Consider the following 22,475-nt stretch of genomic DNA (forward strand, 5'->3'; position numbering starts at 1 on the left):
CTGGGCGCTGCGCGGATGCCGAATGCGCAGCGCCATGAATGGGTTCAGGCGCGCGGCTCCGCCACGCCGGCGCGGGCCCGGGCGATCTCGCCGAGCACGATGTAGCAAGCCGCCGAGGCGCCGATGCCCACCAGCGGGGCGATCCACGGCGAGGCATAGGCCAGCGCCGCGCCCACGGCGTAGGACAGCAGCCCGGCGACGTTGAACGCCGGGATGTGCGGGCCGACCAGCGCCGGGTAGTTGCCGCGGTGGCGGTGCCAGAAGTCGGCCATGATCACCCCGCCCAGCGGCGGAATGATCGAGCCCAGCAGCACCAGGAAGGGAATCAGCCACTCGTACATGCCGCCGATGGCCAGGACGATGCCCACGCCCGCGGCGAGCAGCGTCATGCTGCGCCGGCGTTCGCTGCGCACCAGATGGCAGGCGGCGGCGGAGACGTTGTAGATGGTCGGACCCTGGATGGTCCAGAGGTTCAGGCAGAGCATGATCACCGCGGCGAACGACAGGCCCTGCAGGACCATGACTTCGACGATGTCGGCGTTCTGGTAGACGATGGCGCACCAGGCCCCGGCGACGATCATCAGGCCGTTGCCGACGAGGAAGCTGATGACGCTGGCGGCCACGGCGATGCGCCCGCTGCGCGCCATGCGCGTCCAGTTGGTGGCCTGGGTGGCGCCGCTGGCGAAGGTGCCGAAGACCATGGTCACGGCGGCCGAGAAGGTCATGCCGGTGCTCGGCTGCACCGCCAGCAGCCCGGCCCAGCCGCCGGCCTGGCGGGTGGCGATGACCATGGAGGCCACCAGCAGCACGAACATCAGCGGCACCGACACCCGCGACAGCAGGTCCAGGCCCTTGAAGCCGATGATCGCGGTGATGCTGAAGCCCAGGCCGAACAGCACCATCAGCGGGATGGTCAGCCAGCCCGGCAGGGCCAGCATCTTCACCAGCACGATGGCCACGGTGGCGGTGCCCCAGGCGTACCAGCCCAGTTCGGCGAAACCGAGGAGGAAGTCCGACAGCTTGCTGCCGCGCTCGCCGAAGCAGAAGCGCCCCATGAGCACGGTGTTCAACCCGCTGCGCGAGGCGATCAGGCCCAGGGCGGCGGCGTAGACGGCCAGCAGCGTGTTGCCGACGACGGCGACCCAGAGCATGTCGACGAAGTCGAAGGCCATGCCGATCTTGCCGCCGGCGAACATGGTGCCGGTGAAGAAGGTGAAGCTGAACAGGACCATGGCGATGGGCAGCAGCCCTTTGCGCCCTTCCCTGGGCGTGGCGCTCAGGGGGAATTCACTGGGGGAACTCATGGATGTCTCCGCGAGGTGGGTTGGATGTCTGTCGGCCTGGAGCAAGGAGCGGGCCGGAAAAGCCGACGGGGAACGACGCGGAAACCTTTGAGCATGACGAACATCGATGAATGTTCAGAATGCACACTTCCCAGGGGAAATATGCCGCCGCGTGCCTGCTCAAATGTGCATTATGCGGATTCCGCAGATGCAGCGCAGCGTCCGACGCACCAGATTCGCGCACAATCTTGACCCAGGTCGTGGCCATCCGTCGAAGTCGTTGCAGAAGCGACGGATTTGCTAGGCTGCTGCCCCAAGCCCATCCCGGACGCATCCATGTTCTTCGGCATCCTCCTCATCGTTACCTGGATCATCCTGCTGCTGCGCTACCCCGCCCGCGCGCTGCCGATCTCGGCCGCGGCCCTGGTCGGCCTGGGCCTGGTGGCGGCCCTGGCGATCTGGCAGGACAGCCTCGACCAGCGCCGCCTGGAGCGCCTGGAACTGCGCATCCGCTACGCGCCGACGCTGTGCCCGGCCGACCGCCCGCTGCGCGTCGACCTGAAGAACGGCAGCGACGCGCCGCTGCTGGAACTGCGCTGGAAGGTCGCCGCCTACCGCCCCAGCGACACCACCGACCTCGCCGAGAACCTCTACGAGGCGCCGCGCTACCGCGGCCCCGACGCGCTGCTCGGCGGCGACGCCTGGAGCGACTGCCTGCCGCTGCCGGCGCTGCGCCCTGGCTACCGCGCCAGCACCCTGGAGTTCCGCGCCGAGCGCATCGAAGGGCGCTTCGGCGACTGAGTTCACCCGCGCGGCGCAATCGGCTAGGGTAGGCGCCGAACACCCACGCGCCCACGCCAAGGAAAGCCGCCATGCCCCAACCCGTCGCCCTCATCACCGGCTGCTCCAGCGGCATCGGCCGCGCCCTGGCCGAGGCCTTCCAGGGCGCCGGCTACAACGTCTGGGCCACCGCCCGGCGCGACGAAGACGTGGCCACCCTGGGCCAGGCCGGTTTCCGCGGCGTGCGACTGGACGTGGACGACGGCGCCGCCATCGCCCGCCTGGCCGAGCAGCTGCAGCGCGAGGCCGGCGGCCTGGACGTGCTGGTCAACAACGCCGGCTACGGCGCCATGGGCCCGCTGCTGGACGGCGGCGCCGAAGCCCTGCGCCGGCAGTTCGAGACCAATGTCTTCGCCGTGGTCGAGCTGACCCGTGCCTGCTTCGGGCTGCTGCGCGAACGCCGTGGGCTGGTGGTGAACATCGGCAGCGTCTCCGGCGTGCTGGTCACCCCCTTCGCCGGCGCCTACTGCGCCTCCAAGGCCGCGCTGCACGCGCTCAACGAGGCGCTGCGCCTGGAGCTCGCGCCCTTCGGCATCGGGGTGCTGGAAGTGCAGCCCGGCGCCATCGCCTCCAGCTTCGGCGCCAACGCCGGGCGCACCTGGCAGGCGCTGGTGGACGACCACTCGCCCTGGTGGCCGCTGCGCGAGTTCATCCGCGCCCGCGCCGGCGCCTCCCAGGACAAACCCACCCCGGCTGCCGAACTGGCCCGCCAGTTGCTCGCCGCCGTGCAGCGCCAGCCACGCCCGCGCCTGCTGCGCGTCGGCCACGGCAGCCGCGCCCTGCCGCTGCTGGCCCGCTGGCTGCCCACCGGCCTGCTGGACAAGGCCCTGAAGAAACGCTTCGGCCTGGACGGGAGCCTCTAGCCATGCCCATCCGCACTCGCTACTACGCCCTCGCCGGCATCCTCGTCGCCATGGTCCTCAACGTGCTGCTGCGCACCCTGCTGCGCTACGGCCTGGTGCCGGTGAACCTGCTGGTGGCGCTGGCCATCGGCGCCGGCATGGCGTTCTTCTTCGCCCGCCGCGTGGGGCGCCTGCCCAGCGTCGGCGAGCGCTGGCGCCTGCTCGGCTTCTACGCCGCCGGCCTGGCGCTGCTGTACCTGGCGCTGGTGGCCCTGGCCGCCTGGCGCAACCCGCCGAGCCACGCCGCGCTGCTGCTGTACCTGGTGAACTACCTGGTCTACCCGCTGGCCGCCTGGTGGTTCTTCCGCCCGCCGGTGCAGGCGCGCTTCCTGCCCCGCTGATCGCCGCGGGGCGTCTTCACGCTTTTTTCACAATCTTTTCATCCGGGCTTTATCGCCCGCCGCCTACTGTCTGCGCTCCGCCAGCCAGGAGGCCCCCATGCGCCCCGCCCTGCCCTTTTCCGTCCTGCGCCATTGTCTGCTCGCCCTCGCCCTGGTCACCGCAGCGGTCCACGCCGAAGAGCGCCCCACCGCCTGGGCGCAGCCGGTGGACAAGTCGTTCAACCTCTATCGCATGTCGCCCAGCCTCTACCGCAGCGCCCTGCCCGACGGCCAGGACCTGCCGCTGCTGCAGCAGCTCGGCGTACACACGGTGCTGAGCTTCATCAAGGACGACGACAAGGCCTGGACCGGCGCCGCACCGCTGCAGATCCTCAGCTTCCCGACCCACGCCGACCGCGTCGACGACGCCGACGTCATCCGCGTGCTCAACCTGCTGCAGGCCGCCCAGCAGCAGGGCCCGGTGCTGATGCACTGCAAGCACGGCAGCGACCGCACCGGGCTGTTCTCCGCCATGTACCGCACGGTGGTCCAGGGCTGGAGCAAGGAAGACGCGCTCAAGGAAATGCGCGAGGGCGGCTTCGGCAGCGCCGACGACATGGCCGACGCCATCCACTACGTGCAGAACGCCGACGTCGACGCCATCCGCCAGGCCATGGCCGAGGGCCGCTGCAGCCCCAGCCCGTTCAGCCTGTGTCACCTGCGCGGTCTGGTGGAGGTGCCGGTGGCCCCGGCGCCGGAAAGCGTCGCCCAGGCCCGCCCGGCCAGCTGAAAGCATTCACCCGCCTGCCCGCGGTGCGCTAGGCTGGGGCTTTTCCCCCGCGACAGGCTTGCCATGACCTCCCCACGCTTCAGCGCCGTCACCCACACCCGCCTCATCGACCACGCCGGCCTGGATGCCTTCTGCGCCGGCTACGACGGCTTCCTCCTCGACCTCTGGGGCGTGCTGATCGACGGCGCCGAGGCGTTCCCCGGCGCCCTCGCCTGGCTCCGCCGCCGCGCCGCCGAGGGCCGCCCGGTGTGGTTTCTCAGCAACGCCTCGCGCAGCGTCGTGGAAATGGCCGACACCCTGGAAAGCCTGGGCGTGCCGCGGGAGCTGTACGCGGGCATCACCACCTCCGGGCAACTGACCATCGACGCCATCGAGCACGACGCCCAGCTGCAGCGCGGCGGCATCTGCATCGCCGGCGTGGCCGACGCCCTGGGCACCTGGCCGGCGCACATCCGCGAGCGCTTCGGCACGGATATCCACAAGGCCACGCTGATCCTCGGCGTCGGCAGCTTCCCCCAGGACGAGCTGGAGGCGCGCTTCGAACCGCTGCGCCAGGCCCTGGAGCTGCCCTTCCTCTGCGCCAACCCGGACCGCGTGGTGGTCTCCGCCGGGCGCACGGTGTTCGGCGCCGGCCGCCTGGCCGAAGCCTTCGCCGAGGAAGGCGGCCAGGTGCGCTGGTTCGGCAAGCCGGACCCGGCGGCCTTCCGCATCGCCGAGCGGCAGCTGCAGGCGCGCGGGGCGCAGAACATCCTGTTCGTCGGCGACTCCCTGGTGACCGACGTGCCCGGCGCCCTGGCCGCGCGCATCGACACCCTCTGGCTGGCCGCCACCGGCATCCACCGCCAGGCCCTGGGCGTGCCCTTCAACGGCGAGCTGGACGCCGACAAGGTGCAGGCGCTGCTCGACGGCTACGCAGTCCGACCGCACTTCGCGGCGCCCGGGTTGGTCTGAAGTCAGGACGACAGCCGCGGGAAACCGCCCCATGCACGAACTCCTCGACCTGCTGCAATGGCCGGCGATGCTGGTCACGGTACTGGCCGCCTGGCTGGTCGGCTCCCGCGAGCGCCGGCGGCGCAAGCTCGGCTTCTGGACCTTCCTGGCCAGCAACGCCCTGTGGATAGCCTGGGGCCTGCCGGCCAAGGCCTACGCCCTGGTGCTGCTGCAACTGTGCCTGGCGGCGATGAACATCCGCGGCAGTTACAAGAACCGGCGCAAGGGGCGCGATGCCTGAGCTCCGGGTTCGAATCCGCAGCGGCCGGGGGCCAAGGTCAAACGGCGGATAACGCCGTAGGCGTTATGCGCCCTACGCAACACCCAGCCATGGCGTAGGGCGTATAACCGTTCGCGGTTATACGCCGATACGCCCAAGCCCATGCCCGGCTTCACGGTCAGGATCGGAGCCCCGTAGGATGGGTCGAGCGAAGCGATACCCATCGCCATGGCCACAGCGAGATCCGCTCCCGCGGGCAGGCACGGCTTCTCGTAGGAGCGAGCAAGAGCGCTTCGGGGCTCACCAACCCTTGAGCTGGTCCCAGCGCCAGTTGCGGAACTGGTAGATCAGCGTGCCCAGCAGGCCGTAGGCGGCGGCCATGCCCAGCAGCACCAGGATGCGGTCGGAAACCGCCGAGAGCGGCAGGTTCATCTGGTTCATCTCCACCACCGCGCGGATCGCCCAGGTGGAGGGGATGCCGTTGGCCAGCCACTGCACCCACTGCGGCATGGCCTGGGGCGGCCAGGTGAAGCCGGCCATGTAGAACAGCGGCAGGGTGATGAAGGTCATGGTCAGGTACACCGCCTCTTCCGAGGGCAGCAGCTCGGCGAGGAATTCGCTCAGGGCGATCACCGCCAGCAGGAAGGGCAGCACCAGGCCCATGAGCATGAAGAACGAGGCGGTCTGCCGGTAGCCCATGATCCACGGCCAGATCACGTAGAAGAGCATGGCCAGCACCGTCCAGATCAGCAACTGCGCGGCGTAGCGGCCGAAGCGCGTGGACGGCGGCTGGCGCAGCGAGCGCGGGGTGCCGCCGCGCAGGTTGAGGTTCACCCGGGTGCAGGACAGCAGCAGGCTGTGCTGCAGGATCAGCGTCACCAGCCCCGGCAGGACGATGGCGGCGAAGCTGGTGCCGGGGTTGAACAGGTCGGTCAGCTGGCCCGCCACCGGGCTCAGCAGCACCTCGGCCTGGCTCGCGCTGAAGCCGTTGTGCAGCAGCAGGTGGGCGTTGTAGCGCAGCGTCAGCTCGTTGTAGGTGGCGCTGATGTCCTGCTGGATCTGCCCGTTGGCCATGCGGTTGGTGGCGTCGCCGAAGATCGGCACGCTCACCGCCTCGCCGCGCAGCACGCGCTTTTCGAAGTCCACCGGGAGGATGACGATGCCGAACAGCCGGCGCCAGGCCAGGTCGTGCTGCGCCGTGGGCAGCTCGCTGTAGCTGCGCACGGCGATCTTGGGCGCGGCGTCGAGCAGGCGGATCAGCTCGCGGGAGGCGGCGCTGTGGTCCATGTCGATCACCGCCACCGGCAGGTCGTCCATGGTGCGGTGGGCGTAGGGCAAGGTGGTCAGCGCCACCGACAGCACGGTCAGCAGCCACAGCGGCTTGCCCAGCATGTTCTTCAGGGTCAGCCTGAGGACGCTCCAGAAGTTCTCCATGGCGCCTCCTCAGGCCGGGCTCAGGTCGAGGCGCCGGCGCAGGCGCAGCTTGGCGATCATGTAGGCCAGCAGCGGGTAGACCAGCAGCCGGCAGCAGGCGTACAGCCCGGACTCCGGCGGGGCCTGGCGCAGGAACTGGTCGAACAGGCCGTGCAGGGTGTGCGTCAACGGCTCGGCCAGGCTGATGAAGCGGGCGATCTCGGGCATCGCCAGGTCCGGCAGCAGCACCCCGGAATAGGTCTGCGCCACGCCGATCAGCAGGCCGATCAGCGAGTAGGCGCTGAAGCGGTTGGCGGTGAAGATGAACAGCACCAGGCCGACGCTCTGCGCGGCCATCACGTAGCACACGGTAATCGCCAGCATCCACAGCGGGCTGCCGTTGATCTTCGCGCCGTTGAGCGTCACCAGCAGGAACAGCTCCAGCATCAGCAGCGCGCTGAACAGCAGGGTGTAGGGCGCCAGCTTGCCCAGCAGGCGCACGCCCAGCGCCCGGGCGCGCAGGATGTGCGGCGAGGAGGCGCGCAGCTCCGGGGCCTCGCGGGCCAGCACGTGGACGGTGGCGACTATCACGAACAACTGCAGCAGGTGCACGATGGCAGCGAACTGCTGGTAGTAGATGTAGTTGCCGCTGGCGTTGAACAGGCTCTCGTAGGCCACGCTGATGCTCGCCAGCTTCGGCAGCGGGGTGCCCGCGCCGGCGGCCAGGTAGGGGCGCAGGTCCTGGTTGACGCCGGCGACCAGGCCGCTGAAGTCCTGGGTGGAATAGAAGCCGGCGGAATAGAACAGCGAGTTGTAATAGAGCACCGCGCGCGGCTGGCGCCCGGCCAGGGCATCGGCCTCGAAATCGCGGGGGATGTACAGCAGTGCATAGTCGTCGGCCGCGCGCAGGCGCCGCAGGCCTTCCTGCAGGCCGCCGCCGAGCACCTCGACCTGGGCGTGGGAACCGGCGTCCAGCTCGCGCACCACGCGCCGCGACAGGTGGCTGTGGTCGGCGTCGACCACCGCCACCGGCATGTCCAGCAGGGTGCCGGCCTGGTAGATGCCGCTGATCAGGGTGAACAGCAGCAGCGGCCACAGCCAGCCGAGCCAGTGGATGGTCCAGCTGCGCACGGCGATGCGCGTCTCGGTGTTGAACGCCTGGGCGAAGCGCAGCAGGTTGCGCCTTATTGCTGCCATTGCCACAGCGCGCTCATCCCCGGACGCAGGCCCTGCACAGGTTGCAGCGGGTACAGGCGAACCTCGAAGGTCTTCAGGTCGAAGTCGCCGGTGGCGCGGGTGGCGCGCTTAGTGGCGAAGTCGCCCAGCGGGGCGATGTAGCGCACCTCGGCCTCCACCTCGGCGTCTCCCAGCGCCGGGATGCGCAGCTTCACCTTGTCGCCCTTGCGCACCTTGGCGAGGATGTCCTCGCGCAGGTTGAACACCAGGTAGCTGTCGGACAGCCGCACCAGGGTCAGCAGCGGGCTGTAGGCGTTGATCAGCTCGCCCTCCTCCGCCGGGATGGGCCCGACCTCGCCGTCCACCGGGGCGAGCACGGCCAGGTCGTCGGTCTGCGCCTGCAGTTCGGCGATCTGCGCGTCGGCGCGGCGCACCGCGGCCTGCAGCGCCTGGCGCACTTCCTCGCGGTCGCCGCGCTGGCCCTGGTCGAGGTTGGCCTGGGCCTCGGCCACCTGGTTGCGCGCCACGTCGCGGGCGCGCCGGGTGGTGTCGAGCTGGGCCTGGGAGACGAAGCCGCGGCCGGCCAGTTCCTCGTTGCGCTGGAAGTCCAGCTCGGCGTTGCGCAGCTCGGCCTGGGCCTGCTGCAGGCTGGCCTGGAGGGCGCGCAGGGTTTCCTCGCGGGTGCCGTGCAGGGATTCGTCGAGCTGCGCCTGGGCCTGGCTGCGCCCGGCGCGCAGGGAGTCCAGCTGGGCCTGCAGCTCCGGGCTGCTCAGGCTTATCAACAGTTGGCCCTTCTGCACGTCGTCGCCACGCCGCACGTGCAGCGTCTCGACGCGGCCCTTGGCCTTGGAGGCGACTATGACTTCGGTGGCGTCCGCCTCGCCTTGCAGCAGCAAGGGCTGGGTGTGCAGACGCAGGTACAGGGTGATGGAGATGATTACCAGGAGCAGCAGGGGTGCGAACAGCTTCCAGCCCTTCATCGTGCGGGTCTTCCCTCGGCGGCGCGAATTATTCCGATGTTAGTGCATCGCGGCCGCCAAGGGGGCCATTGCTGCTCGAAGCGCCGTCAGCGCTCGTCGTCCTGCAGCAGCGCCTGCTCGCCCTTGCCCGACGGCGCCGAGGGGAAGCGCGAGGAGGCGTAGCGCACCACCAGGATCGCCAGGGCCAGCAGCAACAGGGCCAACGAGACCAGGATGATGCCGTCGTCGGGCACGTGGTTGTGCTGGATGTCGGCGATCATCAGGCGCGTCAGCGCGGTCATCGCCACGTAGATCAGGAAGCGCACCGGCATGTGGTTGGTCTTGAAGTAGATGCCGACCATGGCGCCCAGTTCGAGGTAGATGAACAGCAGCAGGATGTCGTCGATGCTCGCGTGGCCCTTCTCGAACATCTCGACGAAGGCCACCGCCGCCGACCAGAACACGGTGCCGCCGATGGCGAACAGCGCCAGGTAGTGGAAGCCCTCCACCAGCAGGTTGCCCAGCGACTCGGCCATTCCGTGCATCTGCTGGCGCATGCGTTCGGCCCATTGCAGTTTCATCCGTCGACTCCCGGTTCGATAAAGCGATTGTTGGCTTGGTACGTGCAAGACACACGCCACTGACCCTGGGCAGCAATAGCCTGCCGAGGCTGCGGCAATATGAATGCGAACTTTGCTGACGCCTTCCAGTCCATGAAGGGTCACGCCACCACGCAGGCAGGATCGAAGATGGAAAGCCCCTTCCAGGTACTCACCGATGCATTCCAGGCCCAGTTCCGGGTCAATTTCAGCCTCGAACGGCCGGACGGCAGCATCGTGCTGACGCTTTCCACCGAAGCCGGCGTGGCGGCCAAGCGGCTCATCCGCAACGCCCAGCTGCAGGACGCCGAACAGCTGCAACGCCTGATCCAGAGCATCCGCTTCGGCATCGCCATCGAGCAGGGCGACAGCGCCCCGCGCCTGCTGGCGGACATGACCGCCGGCCGCGCCCTGCGCATCGCCTCCTGAGCCTTCCCCTCGCGCGCCCGGCCAGTCTGCCGGGCGCCGCCGCCGCGCGCCATCCACCAGCCCCGCGCCAACTTGTCGCATGCCCTGCCATGGCCCCGCGTGCCCCGAAGCGGTTCGCCGGCCATACTGGCCTTCTGCGATTTCCCTCTTCCCAGGGGCCGGGCGATTGCCTTATGCTTAACTGTATAAATAAACAGTATTTACTCCCCCAGACAGCAAGAAGGCATACGAGGTGATGAATGGCCGTCGAAGTGGTGTACCGCAGCAGCCGCGATCCGGAGCGCCTGTTCATGGATAAGGCAGAAGCCGACCGGCACGACAAGATGCTCGAACTGGCGGAGAACCTCGCCGCCGTCCTGCACAAGGCGGTGCCCTCGCTGAACGAGGAGCAGGTGGAGGAAGTGGGCATCTTCATGGCCCGCCACCGCGACACCTTCGCCCGCGCCTTCAAGAACCAGCCCGACGCCCTTGGCGAGTTGTTTGCCGAAGGGGAATGAGCGGCGCGGTGCTCTGCGTAGGATGGGTTGAGCTTGCGAAACCCATGCGGTTGCGGTGATGGGTATCGCTTCGCTCAACACCATCCTACGAAGAGCCATGCTCGCTCATGCTGTAGGAGCGGACCTTGTCCGCGATGGCCAGACGCCCCGGCGCGATTCGCGGATAAGATCCGCTCCTACGCTGCCCCACCTTCGGTATCCCCCTGTAGGAGCGGGCCCTGCCCGCGAAATCGCGCGCAGGGCGCGCTCCTACAGGGCGTCTATCCCAATGCCCCCGGCAGCCTGTCATCCCCCATGTCCGTAGAGAATCCGCTCTGCAAGCATGTCCGCCACCCGCGCCGGCGAGCGGTGGTCGGCCTGGGCGTGGGCGAACACCTCGGTGAGGCGGTTGCCGATCTGCGCCAGGTGCGCGGTGATCGCCGGCAGCTCCTGGCCCTGGTGCTGCAGGGCGACGTAGATAAGCCCGCCGGAATTGATCACGTAGTCCGGCGCATAGAGGATGCCGCGGGCTTCCAGCTCGTCGGCCACGTCCGGGTGCGCCAGCTGGTTGTTCGCCGCGCCGGCCACCACCGCGCAACGCAGCTGCGCCACCACCGGCGAGCTGAGCACCCCGCCCAGGCCGCAGGGTGCAAGGATGTCGCAGGGCGTGGTCAGCAGCGCCTCGTTGGCGATGGGCTGGGCGCCGAACTGGTCGACGGCCAGTTGCACCTTGCCCGGGTCCAGGTCGCTGACCAGCAGTTCGGCGCCGGCGGCATGCAGGTGTTCGCACAGGGCGTAGCCCACGTGGCCCAGCCCCTGCACGGCGATGCGCAGGTCTTCCAGGTCGTCGCTGCCCAGGCGCGCCTGGGCGCTGGCGCGGATGCCGGCGAACACGCCCAGCGCGGTGTGTGGCGAGGGATCGCCGCCGCGGGTGGTGCTGGTGACGTGGTCGGTGTGCTGGGCGATGCAGTCCATGTCGGCGCTGGAGGTGCCGCTGTCCACCGCGGTGACGTAGGCCCCGCCGAGGCTTTCGATGAAGCGGCCGAAGGCTTCGAACAGCGCGCCGCGGTTGTCCACATGGGGCGCGCGCAGGATCACCGCCTTGCCGCCGCCCTGGCGCAGGCCGGCCAGGGCGGCCTTGTAGCTCATGCCCTGGGCCAGGCGCGCAGCGTCGCGCAGGGCCGCCTCGTCGTTGGGATAAGGCAGGTAGCGACAGCCGCCCAGGGCCGGGCCCAGGCGGGTGCTGTGGATGGCGATGACGGCCCGCAGCCCGGTGGCCGGGTCGTAGGCGAGGTGCAGTTTCTCTAGCCGGGTGGCTTCCATCATGTCGAACATGGCGGCGCTCCCTTGCTGGCGCGTGAGGGTCGGCCGGCGGCGCCTGCCGCGGCCGGCCCCTTCAGTATAGGCAGAGGCGCCGCGGGCCAGCGGCGGCGCCGACGACCAGCCGCGGCGGCTCTGGACGGCGCCCCGGCGCTGCGGGTAAAACGCAGTATCAGCCGGAGAACGCCATGGACCCGCGCCAAGCCTGCCTCGCCTGCCTAGCCCAGGAGCCACCAGCGCTGTTCGAGGCGGCCCTGTGGATAGCCGCCGAGCACGAGCCGCACCTGCCGCCCGAGCAGGCCCTGCGCGTGCTCGACGACCTGCAGCGGCAACTGCAGGCGACGCTGCCCGTGGCCGCCGGCGACATCGAACGGGCCCAGTTGCTGCTGCGCCGGCTGAACGAGCTGGGCTTCGCCGAGGACGACGACGTGCCCCTGCCGGCCCGCGCCGCCCTGCTGCCCCAGGTGCTGCAGCGCCGCCGCGGGCAACCGCTGTCGCTGGCGCTGATCGCCCTGGAGCTGGCGCGCCGCCAGGGCATCGCCCTGCAGGGGGTGAACTTCCCCGCGCGCTTCCTGCTGCGCGTGCCCGGCGCCGACCACCTGCTCGACCCCGCCACCGGCCGCCGCCTCTACCCCCGCGACTGCCGCGACCTGCTGGCCCGCCACCTGGGCCCGAACGTGGAGCTGAGCGCCGCCTTCCTGCGCAACGCCGAGCCACGCGAGATGCTCCAGCGCCTGTCGCGCAACCTGCGCCAGCTGCACCAGGCCGCCGGCGACCACCTGGCGGCCCTGAAGGACGCCCAGCGCGTACTGGAACTGGGCGCCGCCAGCGCCGCCGACCACCTGGCCCGCGCCGACCTCTACCACCAACTGGAATGCCCCCAGGCCGAACGCTACGACCTGGAGCGCGCCCTGCTGCTCAGCGACGACCCGGCCGAGCAACTGCGCCTGGGCCAGCGCATCGAGGCGATAGCGGTGCAGAAGAAGGCGTTGCATTGAGAAAACGAGCGCCCGAAAAGGTTGTCAGTTGACAACTCGCATGTTCTTTCCTAGGCTGGAGAAGTCAATGCCTCGCAAGAAGCATCCCGACAAGGAAGTGGAAAAGGCGCTGCAATATGCGGAAAGCGCAGGCTGGACGATCATCGAGGGCGGCGGCCATGCCTGGGGCAAGTTGCGCTGCCCCTTCAACTCCAACGATTGCCGCTGCGGCATTCATTGCACGACGAGCATCTGGAGCACGCCCAAAAACCCCGGCAACCATGCCAGGCAGGTCCGCCGGGTGGTGGACAACTGCAGCGGCGGGATGACGGAAACAGCGAAAGAGGCCGAATCGGCAACAGATTCTTCCGAGACCTGAAGCGATGGATTTCGAATTCACCCTCAAGTTCAAGATCGACGCACAGACCGACGAGCAGTTCGACGAGATCGTCGAGCGCCTGGGGGCCGAAGGTTGCACCGACGCGCTCGTGGGCACGGGCATCCCAGGCCTGCTCGGCCTGGACTTCATCCGTGAAGCGAGCAGCGCAGAAGTCGCCATCGTTTCCGCCATCAAGGATGTGCAGCGGGCCATCCCGGGCGCCTCGCTGGTGGAGGTCTCCCCCGACTACGTGGGCCTGAGCGATGTCGCCAGCAAGCTCAGCGTTTCCCGGCAATACATGCTCAAGCTCAGGAACAAGTACCAGGGCACTTTCCCGGTCCCGGCCCATGGCGGCTCGACGCTCATCTGGCACCTGGCCGACATACTCAAGTTCCTTTCCAGCAGCAGCATCATGCGCATCGCCCCGGAAGAAATCGAACTGGCCACCGTGGCCGAGGCCATCAACGCCGCGCTGCTCGCCAACAAGGTTTTCGGCAGGCAGGCGTTGAGCCACGGTCTGCCGGGCTCCCTCGACCTCTAGCCCGAGATAACGGCGGATAACGCTTCGCGTTATTCGCCCTACGACATTTGGGCGTACCAGCGCGATGGGTATCGCTTCGCTCCACCCATCCTACGAAAACACGCCTGAGCCCACCCCCCCTACCCTCCGGCATACACGACGCCCCGTAGGATGGCGTTGAGCGAAGCGATACCCATCAGAGCAACCGCATGGGTTTCGCAAGCTCAACCCATCCTACGAAAAGCACCTCGGCTCAGCCGGCAAGGGCCTCCAGGGCATCAGGCTTTGAGCAGCCCCAGCTCCTTGGCCCGGGCCACGGCCTGGGTGCGGCGTTCGACGCCGAGCTTGCCGTTGATGCGCCGGGCGTGGGTTTTCACGGTGTGCAGGGAGATGAACAGGCGCTCGCCGATCTCCAGGTTGGAGCAGCCGCGGGCGATCAGTTCCAGCACCGACAGTTCGCGCAGGCTGAGCAGCGGCGCCGGGCGTTCGCCGGCCTGCTCGGCCAAGCGTTCCGGCAGGCGCTGGCGGGCGTCTTCCAGTATCGCTTCCAGGCCGTGGCGGCGGGCCAGTTCCAGGCCTTCCTGCCAGCAGTCGCGGGCCTGTTCGTCGGCGCCGGCGGCGGCATGGGCCAGCGCCAGCCCCAGCAGGACCTCGCAGACCAGGGCCATGCGCCCCTGCCGCTGCATTTCCGCCAGCAGGTTCGACAAGCGCTCCAGCGCCCGTTGCGCCTGGCCGTCCTGGATATCCGCCATGGCCAGCTGGCATTCCACCCGCAGCAGCAGGTCGACCGCCGAGGCCGGCGCGCTGCGGCCTTCCTCGCGGTAGCGGCTCAGCACCCGGGTGAAGATCTCCCGGGCCTGGGCGGTCCGCCCCTGGCGCAGGCCGAGGGTGCCGCCGGCCAGCAGCAGCGGGCCGCGGTAGACCGCTTCGGGGATGTGCTGCAGTTGCATCTGTCGCTCGGCTTCGAGCAGGCGGTTGAACGCCACGTCGAACTGGCCCTGGCGCGCATCCAGCATCGCCAGGCCGATGTAGCCGTACAGGGCGCAGGGGTCGAGGTTGCGCTGCGCGCCGCGCAGGCCGTCCTGCATCAGCTGGCGCGCCTCGGCCGGGCGGCCCTGGTGGTAGCACGCCCAGCCCAGGCGCAACTGCGCGCGGCAGGCCACCGGGCAGCCGCTCTGGTGCCGTTCGGCCAGGGTGTCGAGCATGCGCCGCAGCAGGGCTTCGGCGCGCGGCAGCTCGCCGCGCTGGGCCAGCAGGTAGGCGTGGTCGATCTCCAGGTAGGCCTCGAAGATGGCGCTGCCGCGGGCGCGGGCCAGCTTCAGGGCATCGCGGTTGAGCAGGCGGGCCTCGTCCAGGCGGCCGTCGATCAGCGCCAGTTGGCTGAGCGCGGACAGGCTGATCAGGCGCTGCGCCCAGGCTTCGTCCGGCAGGTCGTCCAGGGCGGCCTGTAGCAGCGGCGCGGCCTCGCGGCGGCCACGGGCGTGGGCGAGCATGCCGGCCAGGCCCAGCCACTGTGCCACCAGTGCCCGCTGGCGCGCCTCGCCGGGCAGCGGCAGGAAGCGCGAGAAGGCCGCCAGCTGCGCCTCGACTTCGTCCAGGCGCCCGCCGAAGAGCAGTGCCCAGGCATTGAGGATCAACAGCCGCGGCGTGCTCGCCAGCAGCTCTTGCGGCAGTTCCTCGCGCAAGCGCAGCACCCGCGCCACGTTGTGTCCTTGCAGCAGTTGTTCTTCGGTCAGGCGCTGCAGCAGGCTGGCGGCGACGTCGGGTTGCTCGGCGCGCACTGAGTGTTCGAAGGCGGCGTGGATGTCGCCCTGCTGGTTGTACCACTGGCAGGCCCGGCGGTGCAGGCTGCAGGGCGAGCCGTGGCCCATGTCGGCGAGTTCGTCGGCCAGCAGCGGCGGCAGGCGGTACCAGGCGCCGGCGCCCTCCTCGCGCTGCAGGCCGACGCCGCGTTCGAGCAGGGCCTCGAGAACGCCGGGCTGCTCCTCGAAGAGGTATTCGGCCAGGGAGGTGCAGCAGCGGGTGAGCCGCGCCAGGTCGCAGAGCACCTCCGCCAGCGGCGCCGGCAGGGCGTCGAGGATTTCCCGCTGCAGGTATTCGCGCAGCAGCGGCCGGCCGGCCTCGGCCAGTTGCCCGGGCGAGGGCGTGCCCGCCTCGGCCGGCCAGCCGAGCAGGCGCAGGCGGATGCCGGCGCACCAGCCGTCGGTCTGCTCCAGCAGCGCCAGGCGCAGTTCCTCCGGCCAGTCGCGGCCGTTGCGCAGCAGGAAGGCTTCCAGCTCGGCGGCGTCGAAGCCCAGTTCCGCCGCGCCCAGCTCCAGCAGTTCGCCCTCCAGCAGCAGGCGCGCCAGGTTGCACGCCGGGCGCCGCCGGCTGGCCAGCCACCAGGACACCCAGGGCGAGGCCTGGGCCAGCAGGCGGTCGAGGCAGGCGTCCAGCGCGGCATCGGGTTCGCGGGAGTAGTCGTCGAGCATGATCCACAGCGGCTCGCGGCAGTCGCGCAGGCGGCCGAGCACTTCGACCTCGCCGACCGGCCCCAGGCCCAGGGCCTCGCCCAGGCGCCGGCACAGGGCCGCGGCGTCGAGGGCCTCGCCGCCCAGCGCCAGCCAGGCGATGCGGGTGCCCGCCGGGGCGGCGCGCGCGCATTCGCCCAGCAGCACGGTCTTGCCGTGCCCCAGGGGCGCGAGCAGCAGGCGCAGGCGGTGTTCCTCGTGCAGCAGGGCCTGGCGCAGGCGTGCGCGCGGCAGATGCTGCGGTGGCAGGCGGGGCAGCGAAGCGAGGGTGGCGACAGCGTCGATCATGGGCGGGGTCCGACCGATTCTGACGTTCGAGACTAGTCAGCAGTCGGGCCCCAGGGAAGGGCTATCAGCCGGATGTATGTAGCGACATATCACCCTTTGGCATTACAGGAAGGTACATGGCCGGCGGCAACCCCCGCCGCCGGCCATGGCCCGGCTCAGCGCACGCCTTCGTTGCGCAGCGCCGCCGGGGTGTAGTCGGCCATGCTGGCCTTGATGCCGAAGCGGTAGCCGCTCTTCTCTTCGTTGAACAGGCCCAGGGCCAGGTAGCGGCCGGCGATCACGTCGTAGATCACCTCCGGCACGTAGCCGCCGGCCTGGTGTACGTAGTTGAACATCTGGTGGCCTTCGGAAACGCGCCACAGCTGGCCGCGGCCGTCGTAGTGGTCGACTTCGGCGATCTGCCAGCTGTCCTCGTCGATGTACATGTGGCGCTTGGCGTAGATGTGCCGCTCGCCCGGCTTCACGGTGCCCACCACTTCCCACACGCGGTGCAGCTCGTAGCGCGTCAGGTCCTGGTTGAGGTGGCCGGCCTTGACGATGTCGTCGTACTTGTAGGTCGGCAGGCCCAGCTTGTAGCTGTTGTAGGGGATGTACAGCTCCTTCTTGCCCACCAGTTTCCAGTCGTAACGGTCCGGCGCGCCGGAGAACATGTCGAAGTTGTCCGAGGTGCGCAGGCCGTCGGCGGCGGTGCCGGGGCCGTCGTAGGCCACCTGCGGGGCGCGCCGCACGCGGCGTTGGCCGGCGTTGTAGATCCACGCCAGGCGCGGCTCCCTGACCTGGTCGAGGGTCTCGTGCACCAGCAGCACGTTACCGGCCAGGCGCGCCGGCGCCGTTACCGACTGCTTGAAGTACAGCAGGATGTTACTGACCTTGGCGAGGTCCACGTCGCCCATGTTCTGCGGGAAGGCCACGGTCTCCTCGAAGCGGATCGGCGTGTAGCTGCCGTTGGTCTGCGGGGTGACCTGGACCACGGTGCGCGCCAGGTTGCCGCCGCGGTAGCGGGTGATGTGGTTCCACAGCACCTCGACGCCGTTCTTCGGCAGCGGGAAGGCGTAGTAGCGGCTCTTGTCGAAGTTGGCCAGGCCGTTGCCGTCGTTGATCGGCTGCACGTTCACTGCGCTGGTCTTGACCGCCTGGTAGATCTCCGCCGGCTGCGAGAAGGTGCGGTGGGTCTTGTACACCGGGATGCGGTAGGTGTCCGGGTAGCGCTTGAACAGCGCCACCTGGCCGTCGGTGAGCTTGTCCTTGTACTGGTCGACGTTCTGCGCGGTGATGGTGAACAGCGGCTTCTCGCCGGCGAAGGGGTCGCTGAGGAAGCCGCGGGCGTCCTCGCTGCCGGCGCTCTTGTCGATGCCGCCGGTCCAGGCCGGGATGCTGCCGTCGGCGTTGCCTTCCTTCTGCGCGCCCATGGGCGTGAGACTGGTGCCGAGCTTGGCCGCCTCGTCCGCGGACACCGCCGCCATCACGGCGCCGGAGAGCAGGCTCAGGGCCAGGGCGCCGCATTGCAGGATTCGTATCTTGTTCATCTTTCCTGTCCTTGACTGACCGATCAGAAGTTCACACCGAAGCTGACGGCGATGAAGTCGCGATCGTTGATCGGGTTGTAATCGCCACCGAAGAAATCGGTATAGCTGATGCTGGCGGTATAGGTGTTCTGGTAGTCCGCATCCAGGCCGACGCTGACCGCCTTGGCGCCCTCGCTGAAGTTCGGGCCGTAGCCGTGCACGTCGTGGGACCAGGCCAGGTTCGGCTTGAAGTTGATGCCGGCGATGACGTTGGGGTAGTCGAGGATGCCGCGCACGCGGTAGCCCCAGCTGCTGCTGGTGTAGAAGCCCTTGTTGTTGCACTCGCCGGGGTTGGCGGTGTTCAGCAGGCCCTGGCACAGGGAGTTGTTGGGCAGCTCGCCGATGCCCCAGATGGAGTCGCGGCCGAAGCGCAGCTCGCTGTCGTCGATGCCGCTGATGTGGTTGTAGCCCACCTCGCCGACCACGGTCAGGCGTTCGGCGGCCAGCACCTGGTCGAAGAACTGCGTCACCGTCACCTGGGCCTGGGTCACCGGCTTGCGTACGTAGCCGTGGATCACCTCGCCGGCGCTGGGGGTGGCGGCGCCGCTGGCATAGATGGGGTTGCCGAACAGGGTGGTCGGGTAGAGCGCGGCCACGGTCAGGTCGGTGCTGTTGAGTTGCAGCGGCATGTTCGGCCGGTAGCTGACCTCGCCGGCCACCGAAGTGCCGCCGATGTTGGTCTGGAAGCTCAGGCCGTAGAGGCGGATGTCCTCCGGGTACTCGATCAGGTACTGCGCGCTGGCCTCGCCGGTGGCGGCGTTGGCGGTGGCCAGGCCTTGTCCGGCGATGGTGCTGAAGACCGGGTTGCGGCTGTGGTAGTTCATCACGTAGGCGCCGAACTCGGTGTCGTTCAGCTCCGCCGCGTACCAGCGCAGGGCCAGGCCCCACTGGCCGCCGTCGCGGGCGGTGTTGTCGCCGGAGCGCGCCAGGTAGCGGTAGCCGCTGGCCGGGTCGGTGTCGAAGTCGCTGCCGGCGTAGACCAGGCGGTTGCAGCCGTTGGCCGCCACGTCGGTGGTGGAGAAGAAGGTGCCGCAGTTGTCCACCACCGTCTTCTCCCACTTCAGCTGGTAGAAGCCTTCGGCGGTGAGGCTGTCGGTCAGGCCCTGGGACATGTAGAACATGCTCACCGGGATCAGGCCTTCCTTGATCTCCGCGCCGGGGCGGCGGAAGGCGGCGACGTCGACCGGGTTGATGCTGTTGATGGAGTTCTGGATGAAGGTGCTCTCGCCCCAGCTCACCACCTGCTTGCCCAGGCGCACGGTGCCGGGCAGGTCGCCGATGCTGTACTTGTGGTAGATGAAGGCGTCCAGCAGTTCGGCGCCGGAGGAGCGCGCGCCCATGCTGCGGCCCTGGTCGCTGATGTCGTAAAGCTCGCGGTGCTCGTCCTTCAGTTCGAAGTCGTACCAGTACTTGCCGCGGACGAAGACGCCGGTATCGCCGTACTTCAGCTCCAGGTCGTGGATGCCCTTGAAGATCTTCGAGAAGGTCTCGCCCTTCTTGAAGTTCAGGCGGCCGTCGTCGGAGGTCTGCGACGATGCCGTTCCGCCGTTGCGAGCCCCCACGTATTCCGAATCGGCGTCGCGCAGCCCCCAGCTGGCCCCCACGGACAGCGTCGAATCCAGCTGCCCCTCGATTTCCCCGATGTTGAACGAGACGGCCCCGGCCTGGGTGGCGCAACCCAGGGCTACAGCAGCGGCCAGCAGTTTCGGTTGGAACGATACGCGCCTTGTTTTTGTTGTCATTCGGCACTCCTGACGGTGTCTAGGCGGCTACACGCTACTCAGCCGGCCCGGTCGCGACCAAGCGCACCAAGGAGGTATTTGCACTGTCAGCCGAAAGAGTGAATCCCCCCTCTGCGACGGCCCCGGGCGGCCACCATTGACGCCGGGCATGGCCCATCATGCAGTGCCTGGATGATAGCGGGGCCTCCCCCCTACCCGAGCGCGCCGCTCTGCGGCATCCTGTGCGCCATGCAAGCGACCCACCCGACCCCGGCCGACAGCCACCTCACCCCGAGCACCCGCGACGTGGTGCAGCGCTACCACGACAGCTGGAAGCGCCGCGACCTGGACGCGGCGCTGGCGCTCTACCATCCCGAGGTGGAATACAACGACTACTTCCAGAACCGCCGCATGGGCCTGGCGGACCTGCGCGAGTACGTCACCCAGACCATGCCCAGCCGCCCGGACGAGTTCCTCGACCACATCGACCGCATCCGCGTCGACGGCGACACAGCCTTCATCCAGTACCGCACCGCCATCACCCTCAGCGGGCGCCTGGCGGTGTTCCACTCCAGCGAAGCCATCAGCGTGCGCGACGGGCTGATCTGGCGCATCAACGAATACGCCACCCTGGTCCGCGAAGACGCCCCGGGCGCCGCACGCGCCTCCGGCGACAGCCGCCCGCCGGCCAGCCGCCTGGGCCTGTCGCCGCGCCAGCTCAGCCAGCTGGCCGCGGACCTGGAGGAATACTTCCACAAGGCCCAGCCGTACCTCGCGCCGGACCTGGACCTGTCGCAGGTGGCCGGCGCTACCGGCTACACACGCAACCAGATTTCCTACCTGCTCAACCAGGTGATGGGCCTGAGCTTCTACCAGTACGTCAACCAGAAACGCCTGCAGCACCTGCTGGAACAGCTGCGCCCGGCCACCTCGGCGCGCATCGACGAACTGGCCTTCTCCGCCGGCTTCAATTCGCTGTCGGCCTTCTACCGCTGCTTCCGCCAGCAGACCGGGCTGTCGCCGCGGGAATACCTCAAGCGGATGGAAAACCCGTAACGCCGAGGCGCTCTTCGTAGGATGGGTTGAGCTTGCGAACCCCATGCACTCGCGGTGATGGGTATCGCTTCGCTCAACCCATCCTACGACGGTGTTTCTGCTGCACCTCGTAGGAGCGGACCTTGTCCGCGATAGCCGGGCGTCCCGGCGCGTTTCGCGGATGAGATCCGCGCCTACAATTGCCGTCAGCCGGCTTTTCCCCGCGTACCCGCGCGCACGACAGGAATGCCGGGCGCTTCTAGGCTTGCGCACATTCCCCATCACCCTTCTGCCCGGAGTCGCCCCTATGTCGGCATGGCGCCATATCAGCCTGTGGATGAACCAACTGGACGACGACTTCATCGCCCGCCCGGCCCTGGAAGGCACCCTGGAGGTCGACGTGGCCATCGTCGGCGCCGGCTATACCGGGCTGTGGACGGCCTATTACCTGAAGACCCGCGCACCGCAATTGAAGGTGGCCATCCTCGAAGCCGAAACCGCCGGCTTCGGCGCCTCCGGGCGCAACGGCGGCTGGCTGATGGGCGCGCTGCTGGGCGAGGACCGCCTGGTGGGCCGCATGCCCGAGCCGCGCCGCCGCGAGACCTGGGACCTGCTGCACGGCATCCCCGACGAGGTGGCCAGGGTGCTGGAACGCGAAGGCATCGACTGCGACTACCGCAAGGGCGGCGTGCTCTATTGCGCGGCGCGCTACCCGGAACAGGAACGCCGCCTGCGCCAGTACCTGGCCGACCTGCGCCACGAGGGCCTGGGCGAGGACGATTACCGCTGGCTGTCGAAGGCCGAACTGGACGGCCAGCTGCGCATCCCCAGCGCCCTGGGCGCGCTCTACACCCCGCACTGCGCCACCATCGACCCGGCCAAGCTGGCCCGCGGCCTGGCCACAGCGGTGGAACGCCTGGGCGTGCAAGTGTTCGAGAAGAGCCGCGTCAGCCACTGGCAGCCCGGCCTGCTGCGCACCGACAAGGGAAGCGTGAAGGCCCACTGGATAGTGCCGGCGGTGGAAGGCTACGCCGCCGCCCTGCCGCCCCTGGGCAACTACCAGCTGCCGGTGCAGAGCCTGCTGGTGGCCACCGAGCCGCTGCCCGAGTCGGTGTGGGCGGAGATCGGCCTGGAGCACGGCCAGGCCTTCAGCGAATTCAGCCGCCAGGTCACCTACGGCCAGCGCACCCGGGACAACCGCCTGGCCTTCGGCGCCCGCGGCGGCTACCGCTTCGGCGGCAAGCTGCGCAGCGATTTCAGCCTCGACGACGACGAGGTCGGCCTGCGCCGCTACCTGTTCGGCGAACTGTTCCCGCAGCTCAAGGACGTGAAGATCACCCACACCTGGGGCGGCAACCTGGGCATGTCGCGGCGCTTCCACCCGCACATGCTGATCGACCGCCGCAACGGCATCGCCCTGTCCGGCGGCTACGGCGGCGAGGGCGTGGGCGCCACCAACCTGGGCGGGCGCACCCTGGCCGACCTGATCCTCGGCAACGACAGCCTGGAGACCCGGCAGAACTGGGTGATCCACGACCGCGCCATGACCGATGCCCTGCGCGCCTGGGAACCCGAGCCGTGCCGCTGGCTGGGCTACAACGCGATCATCCGCAGCTTCGTCCACGAGGACGAGGTGCTGGCCAACCCCAACACCCCGGCCTGGCGCCGGCAGCTGGCGGAAAGACTCGCCGCCGGCATGGAAGGCCTGATGACCTGGAAGGTCGGCTGAAGCCGGCCGCCCCCTTTGCACCGACAACCCACTG

22 protein-coding genes are annotated in these 22,475 nt (G+C 69.1%); 13 read left to right on the forward strand and 9 right to left on the reverse strand.

Annotated elements, in window-relative coordinates; translation table 11 throughout:
* Positions 1-44: 44 nt before the first annotated feature.
* Positions 45-1,304, reverse strand: a complete 1,260-nt coding sequence (gene codB / locus FG99_RS26080) for a cytosine permease (protein WP_009616076.1) — start codon at positions 1,302-1,304, stop codon at positions 45-47.
* Positions 1,305-1,619: 315 nt separating this feature from the next.
* On the opposite strand from codB, the gene FG99_RS26085 reads away from it, so the two are divergent.
* The 6 genes from FG99_RS26085 (at position 1,620) to FG99_RS26110 (ending at position 5,366) form a co-directional block, all read left to right on the forward strand.
* Entirely contained in the window at positions 1,620-2,084 is a 465-nt protein-coding gene (locus tag FG99_RS26085; RefSeq protein ID WP_043273123.1) for a hypothetical protein, read from the forward strand.
* 71 nt (positions 2,085-2,155) lie between these two features.
* On the forward strand, positions 2,156-2,986 hold the full coding sequence (locus FG99_RS26090; protein ID WP_043273124.1) for an SDR family oxidoreductase: 831 nt from the start codon (positions 2,156-2,158) through the stop codon (positions 2,984-2,986).
* 2 nt (positions 2,987-2,988) lie between these two features.
* The gene (locus FG99_RS26095; protein ID WP_009616073.1) at positions 2,989-3,366 is read left to right on the forward strand and encodes a hypothetical protein; all 378 of its coding nucleotides are present in this window, start codon (positions 2,989-2,991) and stop codon (positions 3,364-3,366) included.
* 97 nt (positions 3,367-3,463) lie between these two features.
* Positions 3,464-4,135 (forward strand): tyrosine-protein phosphatase, encoded by a 672-nt coding sequence (locus FG99_RS26100; RefSeq protein WP_043273125.1) that lies wholly within the window; start codon positions 3,464-3,466, stop codon positions 4,133-4,135.
* A gap of 63 nt (positions 4,136-4,198) precedes the next feature.
* Positions 4,199-5,086 (forward strand): TIGR01459 family HAD-type hydrolase, encoded by an 888-nt coding sequence (locus tag FG99_RS26105; RefSeq protein WP_051879275.1) that lies wholly within the window; start codon positions 4,199-4,201, stop codon positions 5,084-5,086.
* Positions 5,087-5,117: 31 nt separating this feature from the next.
* The gene (locus FG99_RS26110) at positions 5,118-5,366 is read left to right on the forward strand and encodes a hypothetical protein (protein WP_009616070.1); all 249 of its coding nucleotides are present in this window, start codon (positions 5,118-5,120) and stop codon (positions 5,364-5,366) included.
* A 279-nt stretch (positions 5,367-5,645) separates the two neighbouring features.
* Here the strand turns inward: FG99_RS26110 and FG99_RS26115 are convergent, their stop codons facing one another.
* The 4 genes from FG99_RS26115 to FG99_RS26130 all read right to left on the reverse strand — a co-directional run bounded on the left by FG99_RS26115 (position 5,646) and on the right by FG99_RS26130 (position 9,474).
* Positions 5,646-6,779, reverse strand: coding sequence for an ABC transporter permease (locus tag FG99_RS26115; protein ID WP_043273126.1), 1,134 nt, complete (start codon positions 6,777-6,779; stop codon positions 5,646-5,648).
* A gap of 9 nt (positions 6,780-6,788) precedes the next feature.
* Positions 6,789-7,961: an ABC transporter permease gene (locus FG99_RS26120; RefSeq protein ID WP_043273128.1), complete on the reverse strand. Its 1,173-nt coding sequence runs from the start codon at positions 7,959-7,961 to the stop codon at positions 6,789-6,791.
* The gene (locus FG99_RS26125) at positions 7,943-8,914 is read right to left on the reverse strand and encodes an HlyD family secretion protein (protein WP_043273130.1); all 972 of its coding nucleotides are present in this window, start codon (positions 8,912-8,914) and stop codon (positions 7,943-7,945) included. The genes FG99_RS26120 and FG99_RS26125 overlap by 19 nt, the downstream gene beginning before the upstream one ends.
* A gap of 86 nt (positions 8,915-9,000) precedes the next feature.
* Entirely contained in the window at positions 9,001-9,474 is a 474-nt protein-coding gene (locus tag FG99_RS26130; protein ID WP_043273132.1) for a phosphate-starvation-inducible protein PsiE, read from the reverse strand.
* Between the two features lie 168 nt (positions 9,475-9,642).
* Between FG99_RS26130 and FG99_RS26135 the strand changes: the two genes are divergently transcribed.
* Complete coding sequence (locus FG99_RS26135; protein WP_024128466.1) at positions 9,643-9,921, forward strand: DUF3509 domain-containing protein; 279 nt, start codon at positions 9,643-9,645, stop codon at positions 9,919-9,921.
* A 239-nt stretch (positions 9,922-10,160) separates the two neighbouring features.
* A complete protein-coding gene (locus FG99_RS26140) occupies positions 10,161-10,418 on the forward strand; it encodes a YebG family protein (protein ID WP_009616064.1) in 258 nt (85 codons plus the stop codon).
* A 285-nt stretch (positions 10,419-10,703) separates the two neighbouring features.
* Here the strand turns inward: FG99_RS26140 and FG99_RS26145 are convergent, their stop codons facing one another.
* On the reverse strand, positions 10,704-11,732 hold the full coding sequence (locus FG99_RS26145; RefSeq protein ID WP_043273133.1) for a Glu/Leu/Phe/Val dehydrogenase family protein: 1,029 nt from the start codon (positions 11,730-11,732) through the stop codon (positions 10,704-10,706).
* A 173-nt stretch (positions 11,733-11,905) separates the two neighbouring features.
* Here FG99_RS26145 and FG99_RS26150 point away from each other — a divergent pair, with 173 nt between their 5' ends.
* The 3 genes from FG99_RS26150 to FG99_RS26160 all read left to right on the forward strand — a co-directional run bounded on the left by FG99_RS26150 (position 11,906) and on the right by FG99_RS26160 (position 13,614).
* Positions 11,906-12,715 carry a SirB1 family protein gene (locus FG99_RS26150; protein ID WP_043273134.1) on the forward strand — a complete coding sequence of 270 codons (810 nt, stop codon included), beginning with the start codon at positions 11,906-11,908 and terminating at the stop codon, positions 12,713-12,715.
* 67 nt (positions 12,716-12,782) lie between these two features.
* The gene (locus tag FG99_RS26155; RefSeq protein WP_043273381.1) at positions 12,783-13,073 is read left to right on the forward strand and encodes a hypothetical protein; all 291 of its coding nucleotides are present in this window, start codon (positions 12,783-12,785) and stop codon (positions 13,071-13,073) included.
* A gap of 4 nt (positions 13,074-13,077) precedes the next feature.
* Positions 13,078-13,614: a helix-turn-helix transcriptional regulator gene (locus FG99_RS26160; RefSeq protein WP_043273136.1), complete on the forward strand. Its 537-nt coding sequence runs from the start codon at positions 13,078-13,080 to the stop codon at positions 13,612-13,614.
* Between the two features lie 257 nt (positions 13,615-13,871).
* Here the strand turns inward: FG99_RS26160 and FG99_RS26165 are convergent, their stop codons facing one another.
* The 3 genes from FG99_RS26165 to FG99_RS26175 all read right to left on the reverse strand — a co-directional run bounded on the left by FG99_RS26165 (position 13,872) and on the right by FG99_RS26175 (position 19,698).
* A complete protein-coding gene (locus FG99_RS26165; RefSeq protein ID WP_043273138.1) occupies positions 13,872-16,391 on the reverse strand; it encodes a LuxR C-terminal-related transcriptional regulator in 2,520 nt (839 codons plus the stop codon).
* 155 nt (positions 16,392-16,546) lie between these two features.
* Complete coding sequence (locus FG99_RS26170; RefSeq protein WP_043273140.1) at positions 16,547-17,917, reverse strand: DUF1329 domain-containing protein; 1,371 nt, start codon at positions 17,915-17,917, stop codon at positions 16,547-16,549.
* 23 nt (positions 17,918-17,940) lie between these two features.
* Positions 17,941-19,698, reverse strand: coding sequence for a DUF1302 domain-containing protein (locus tag FG99_RS26175; protein WP_043273142.1), 1,758 nt, complete (start codon positions 19,696-19,698; stop codon positions 17,941-17,943).
* A gap of 228 nt (positions 19,699-19,926) precedes the next feature.
* On the opposite strand from FG99_RS26175, the gene FG99_RS26180 reads away from it, so the two are divergent.
* Both FG99_RS26180 and FG99_RS26185 read left to right on the forward strand, forming a co-directional pair.
* Positions 19,927-20,733 carry an AraC family transcriptional regulator gene (locus FG99_RS26180; RefSeq protein ID WP_043273144.1) on the forward strand — a complete coding sequence of 269 codons (807 nt, stop codon included), beginning with the start codon at positions 19,927-19,929 and terminating at the stop codon, positions 20,731-20,733.
* A gap of 286 nt (positions 20,734-21,019) precedes the next feature.
* Entirely contained in the window at positions 21,020-22,441 is a 1,422-nt protein-coding gene (locus FG99_RS26185) for an NAD(P)/FAD-dependent oxidoreductase (protein ID WP_043273145.1), read from the forward strand.
* Positions 22,442-22,475: the final 34 nt, after the last annotated feature.

It is taken from the genome of Pseudomonas sp. AAC (assembly GCF_000725445.1).
GTDB lineage: Bacteria > Pseudomonadota > Gammaproteobacteria > Pseudomonadales > Pseudomonadaceae > Pseudomonas > Pseudomonas citronellolis.

Bases quoted from the DNA above. Each gene is read 5' to 3' on its own strand.
- codB (WP_009616076.1), bottom strand. From the start codon at position 1,304: ATGAGTTCCCCCAGTGAATTCCCCCTGAGCGCCACGCCCAGGGAAGGG.
- FG99_RS26185 (WP_043273145.1), top strand. From the start codon at position 21,020: ATGTCGGCATGGCGCCATATCAGCCTGTGGATGAACCAACTGGACGAC.
- FG99_RS26160 (WP_043273136.1), top strand. From the start codon at position 13,078: ATGGATTTCGAATTCACCCTCAAGTTCAAGATCGACGCACAGACCGAC.
- FG99_RS26085 (WP_043273123.1), top strand. From the start codon at position 1,620: ATGTTCTTCGGCATCCTCCTCATCGTTACCTGGATCATCCTGCTGCTG.
- FG99_RS26095 (WP_009616073.1), top strand. From the start codon at position 2,989: ATGCCCATCCGCACTCGCTACTACGCCCTCGCCGGCATCCTCGTCGCC.
- FG99_RS26145 (WP_043273133.1), bottom strand. From the start codon at position 11,732: ATGTTCGACATGATGGAAGCCACCCGGCTAGAGAAACTGCACCTCGCC.
- FG99_RS26110 (WP_009616070.1), top strand. From the start codon at position 5,118: ATGCACGAACTCCTCGACCTGCTGCAATGGCCGGCGATGCTGGTCACG.
- FG99_RS26130 (WP_043273132.1), bottom strand. From the start codon at position 9,474: ATGAAACTGCAATGGGCCGAACGCATGCGCCAGCAGATGCACGGAATG.
- FG99_RS26105 (WP_051879275.1), top strand. From the start codon at position 4,199: ATGACCTCCCCACGCTTCAGCGCCGTCACCCACACCCGCCTCATCGAC.
- FG99_RS26150 (WP_043273134.1), top strand. From the start codon at position 11,906: ATGGACCCGCGCCAAGCCTGCCTCGCCTGCCTAGCCCAGGAGCCACCA.
- FG99_RS26155 (WP_043273381.1), top strand. From the start codon at position 12,783: ATGCCTCGCAAGAAGCATCCCGACAAGGAAGTGGAAAAGGCGCTGCAA.
- FG99_RS26100 (WP_043273125.1), top strand. From the start codon at position 3,464: ATGCGCCCCGCCCTGCCCTTTTCCGTCCTGCGCCATTGTCTGCTCGCC.
- FG99_RS26175 (WP_043273142.1), bottom strand. From the start codon at position 19,698: ATGACAACAAAAACAAGGCGCGTATCGTTCCAACCGAAACTGCTGGCC.
- FG99_RS26165 (WP_043273138.1), bottom strand. From the start codon at position 16,391: ATGATCGACGCTGTCGCCACCCTCGCTTCGCTGCCCCGCCTGCCACCG.
- FG99_RS26135 (WP_024128466.1), top strand. From the start codon at position 9,643: ATGGAAAGCCCCTTCCAGGTACTCACCGATGCATTCCAGGCCCAGTTC.
- FG99_RS26140 (WP_009616064.1), top strand. From the start codon at position 10,161: ATGGCCGTCGAAGTGGTGTACCGCAGCAGCCGCGATCCGGAGCGCCTG.
- FG99_RS26125 (WP_043273130.1), bottom strand. From the start codon at position 8,914: ATGAAGGGCTGGAAGCTGTTCGCACCCCTGCTGCTCCTGGTAATCATC.
- FG99_RS26170 (WP_043273140.1), bottom strand. From the start codon at position 17,917: ATGAACAAGATACGAATCCTGCAATGCGGCGCCCTGGCCCTGAGCCTG.
- FG99_RS26090 (WP_043273124.1), top strand. From the start codon at position 2,156: ATGCCCCAACCCGTCGCCCTCATCACCGGCTGCTCCAGCGGCATCGGC.
- FG99_RS26180 (WP_043273144.1), top strand. From the start codon at position 19,927: ATGCAAGCGACCCACCCGACCCCGGCCGACAGCCACCTCACCCCGAGC.
- FG99_RS26115 (WP_043273126.1), bottom strand. From the start codon at position 6,779: ATGGAGAACTTCTGGAGCGTCCTCAGGCTGACCCTGAAGAACATGCTG.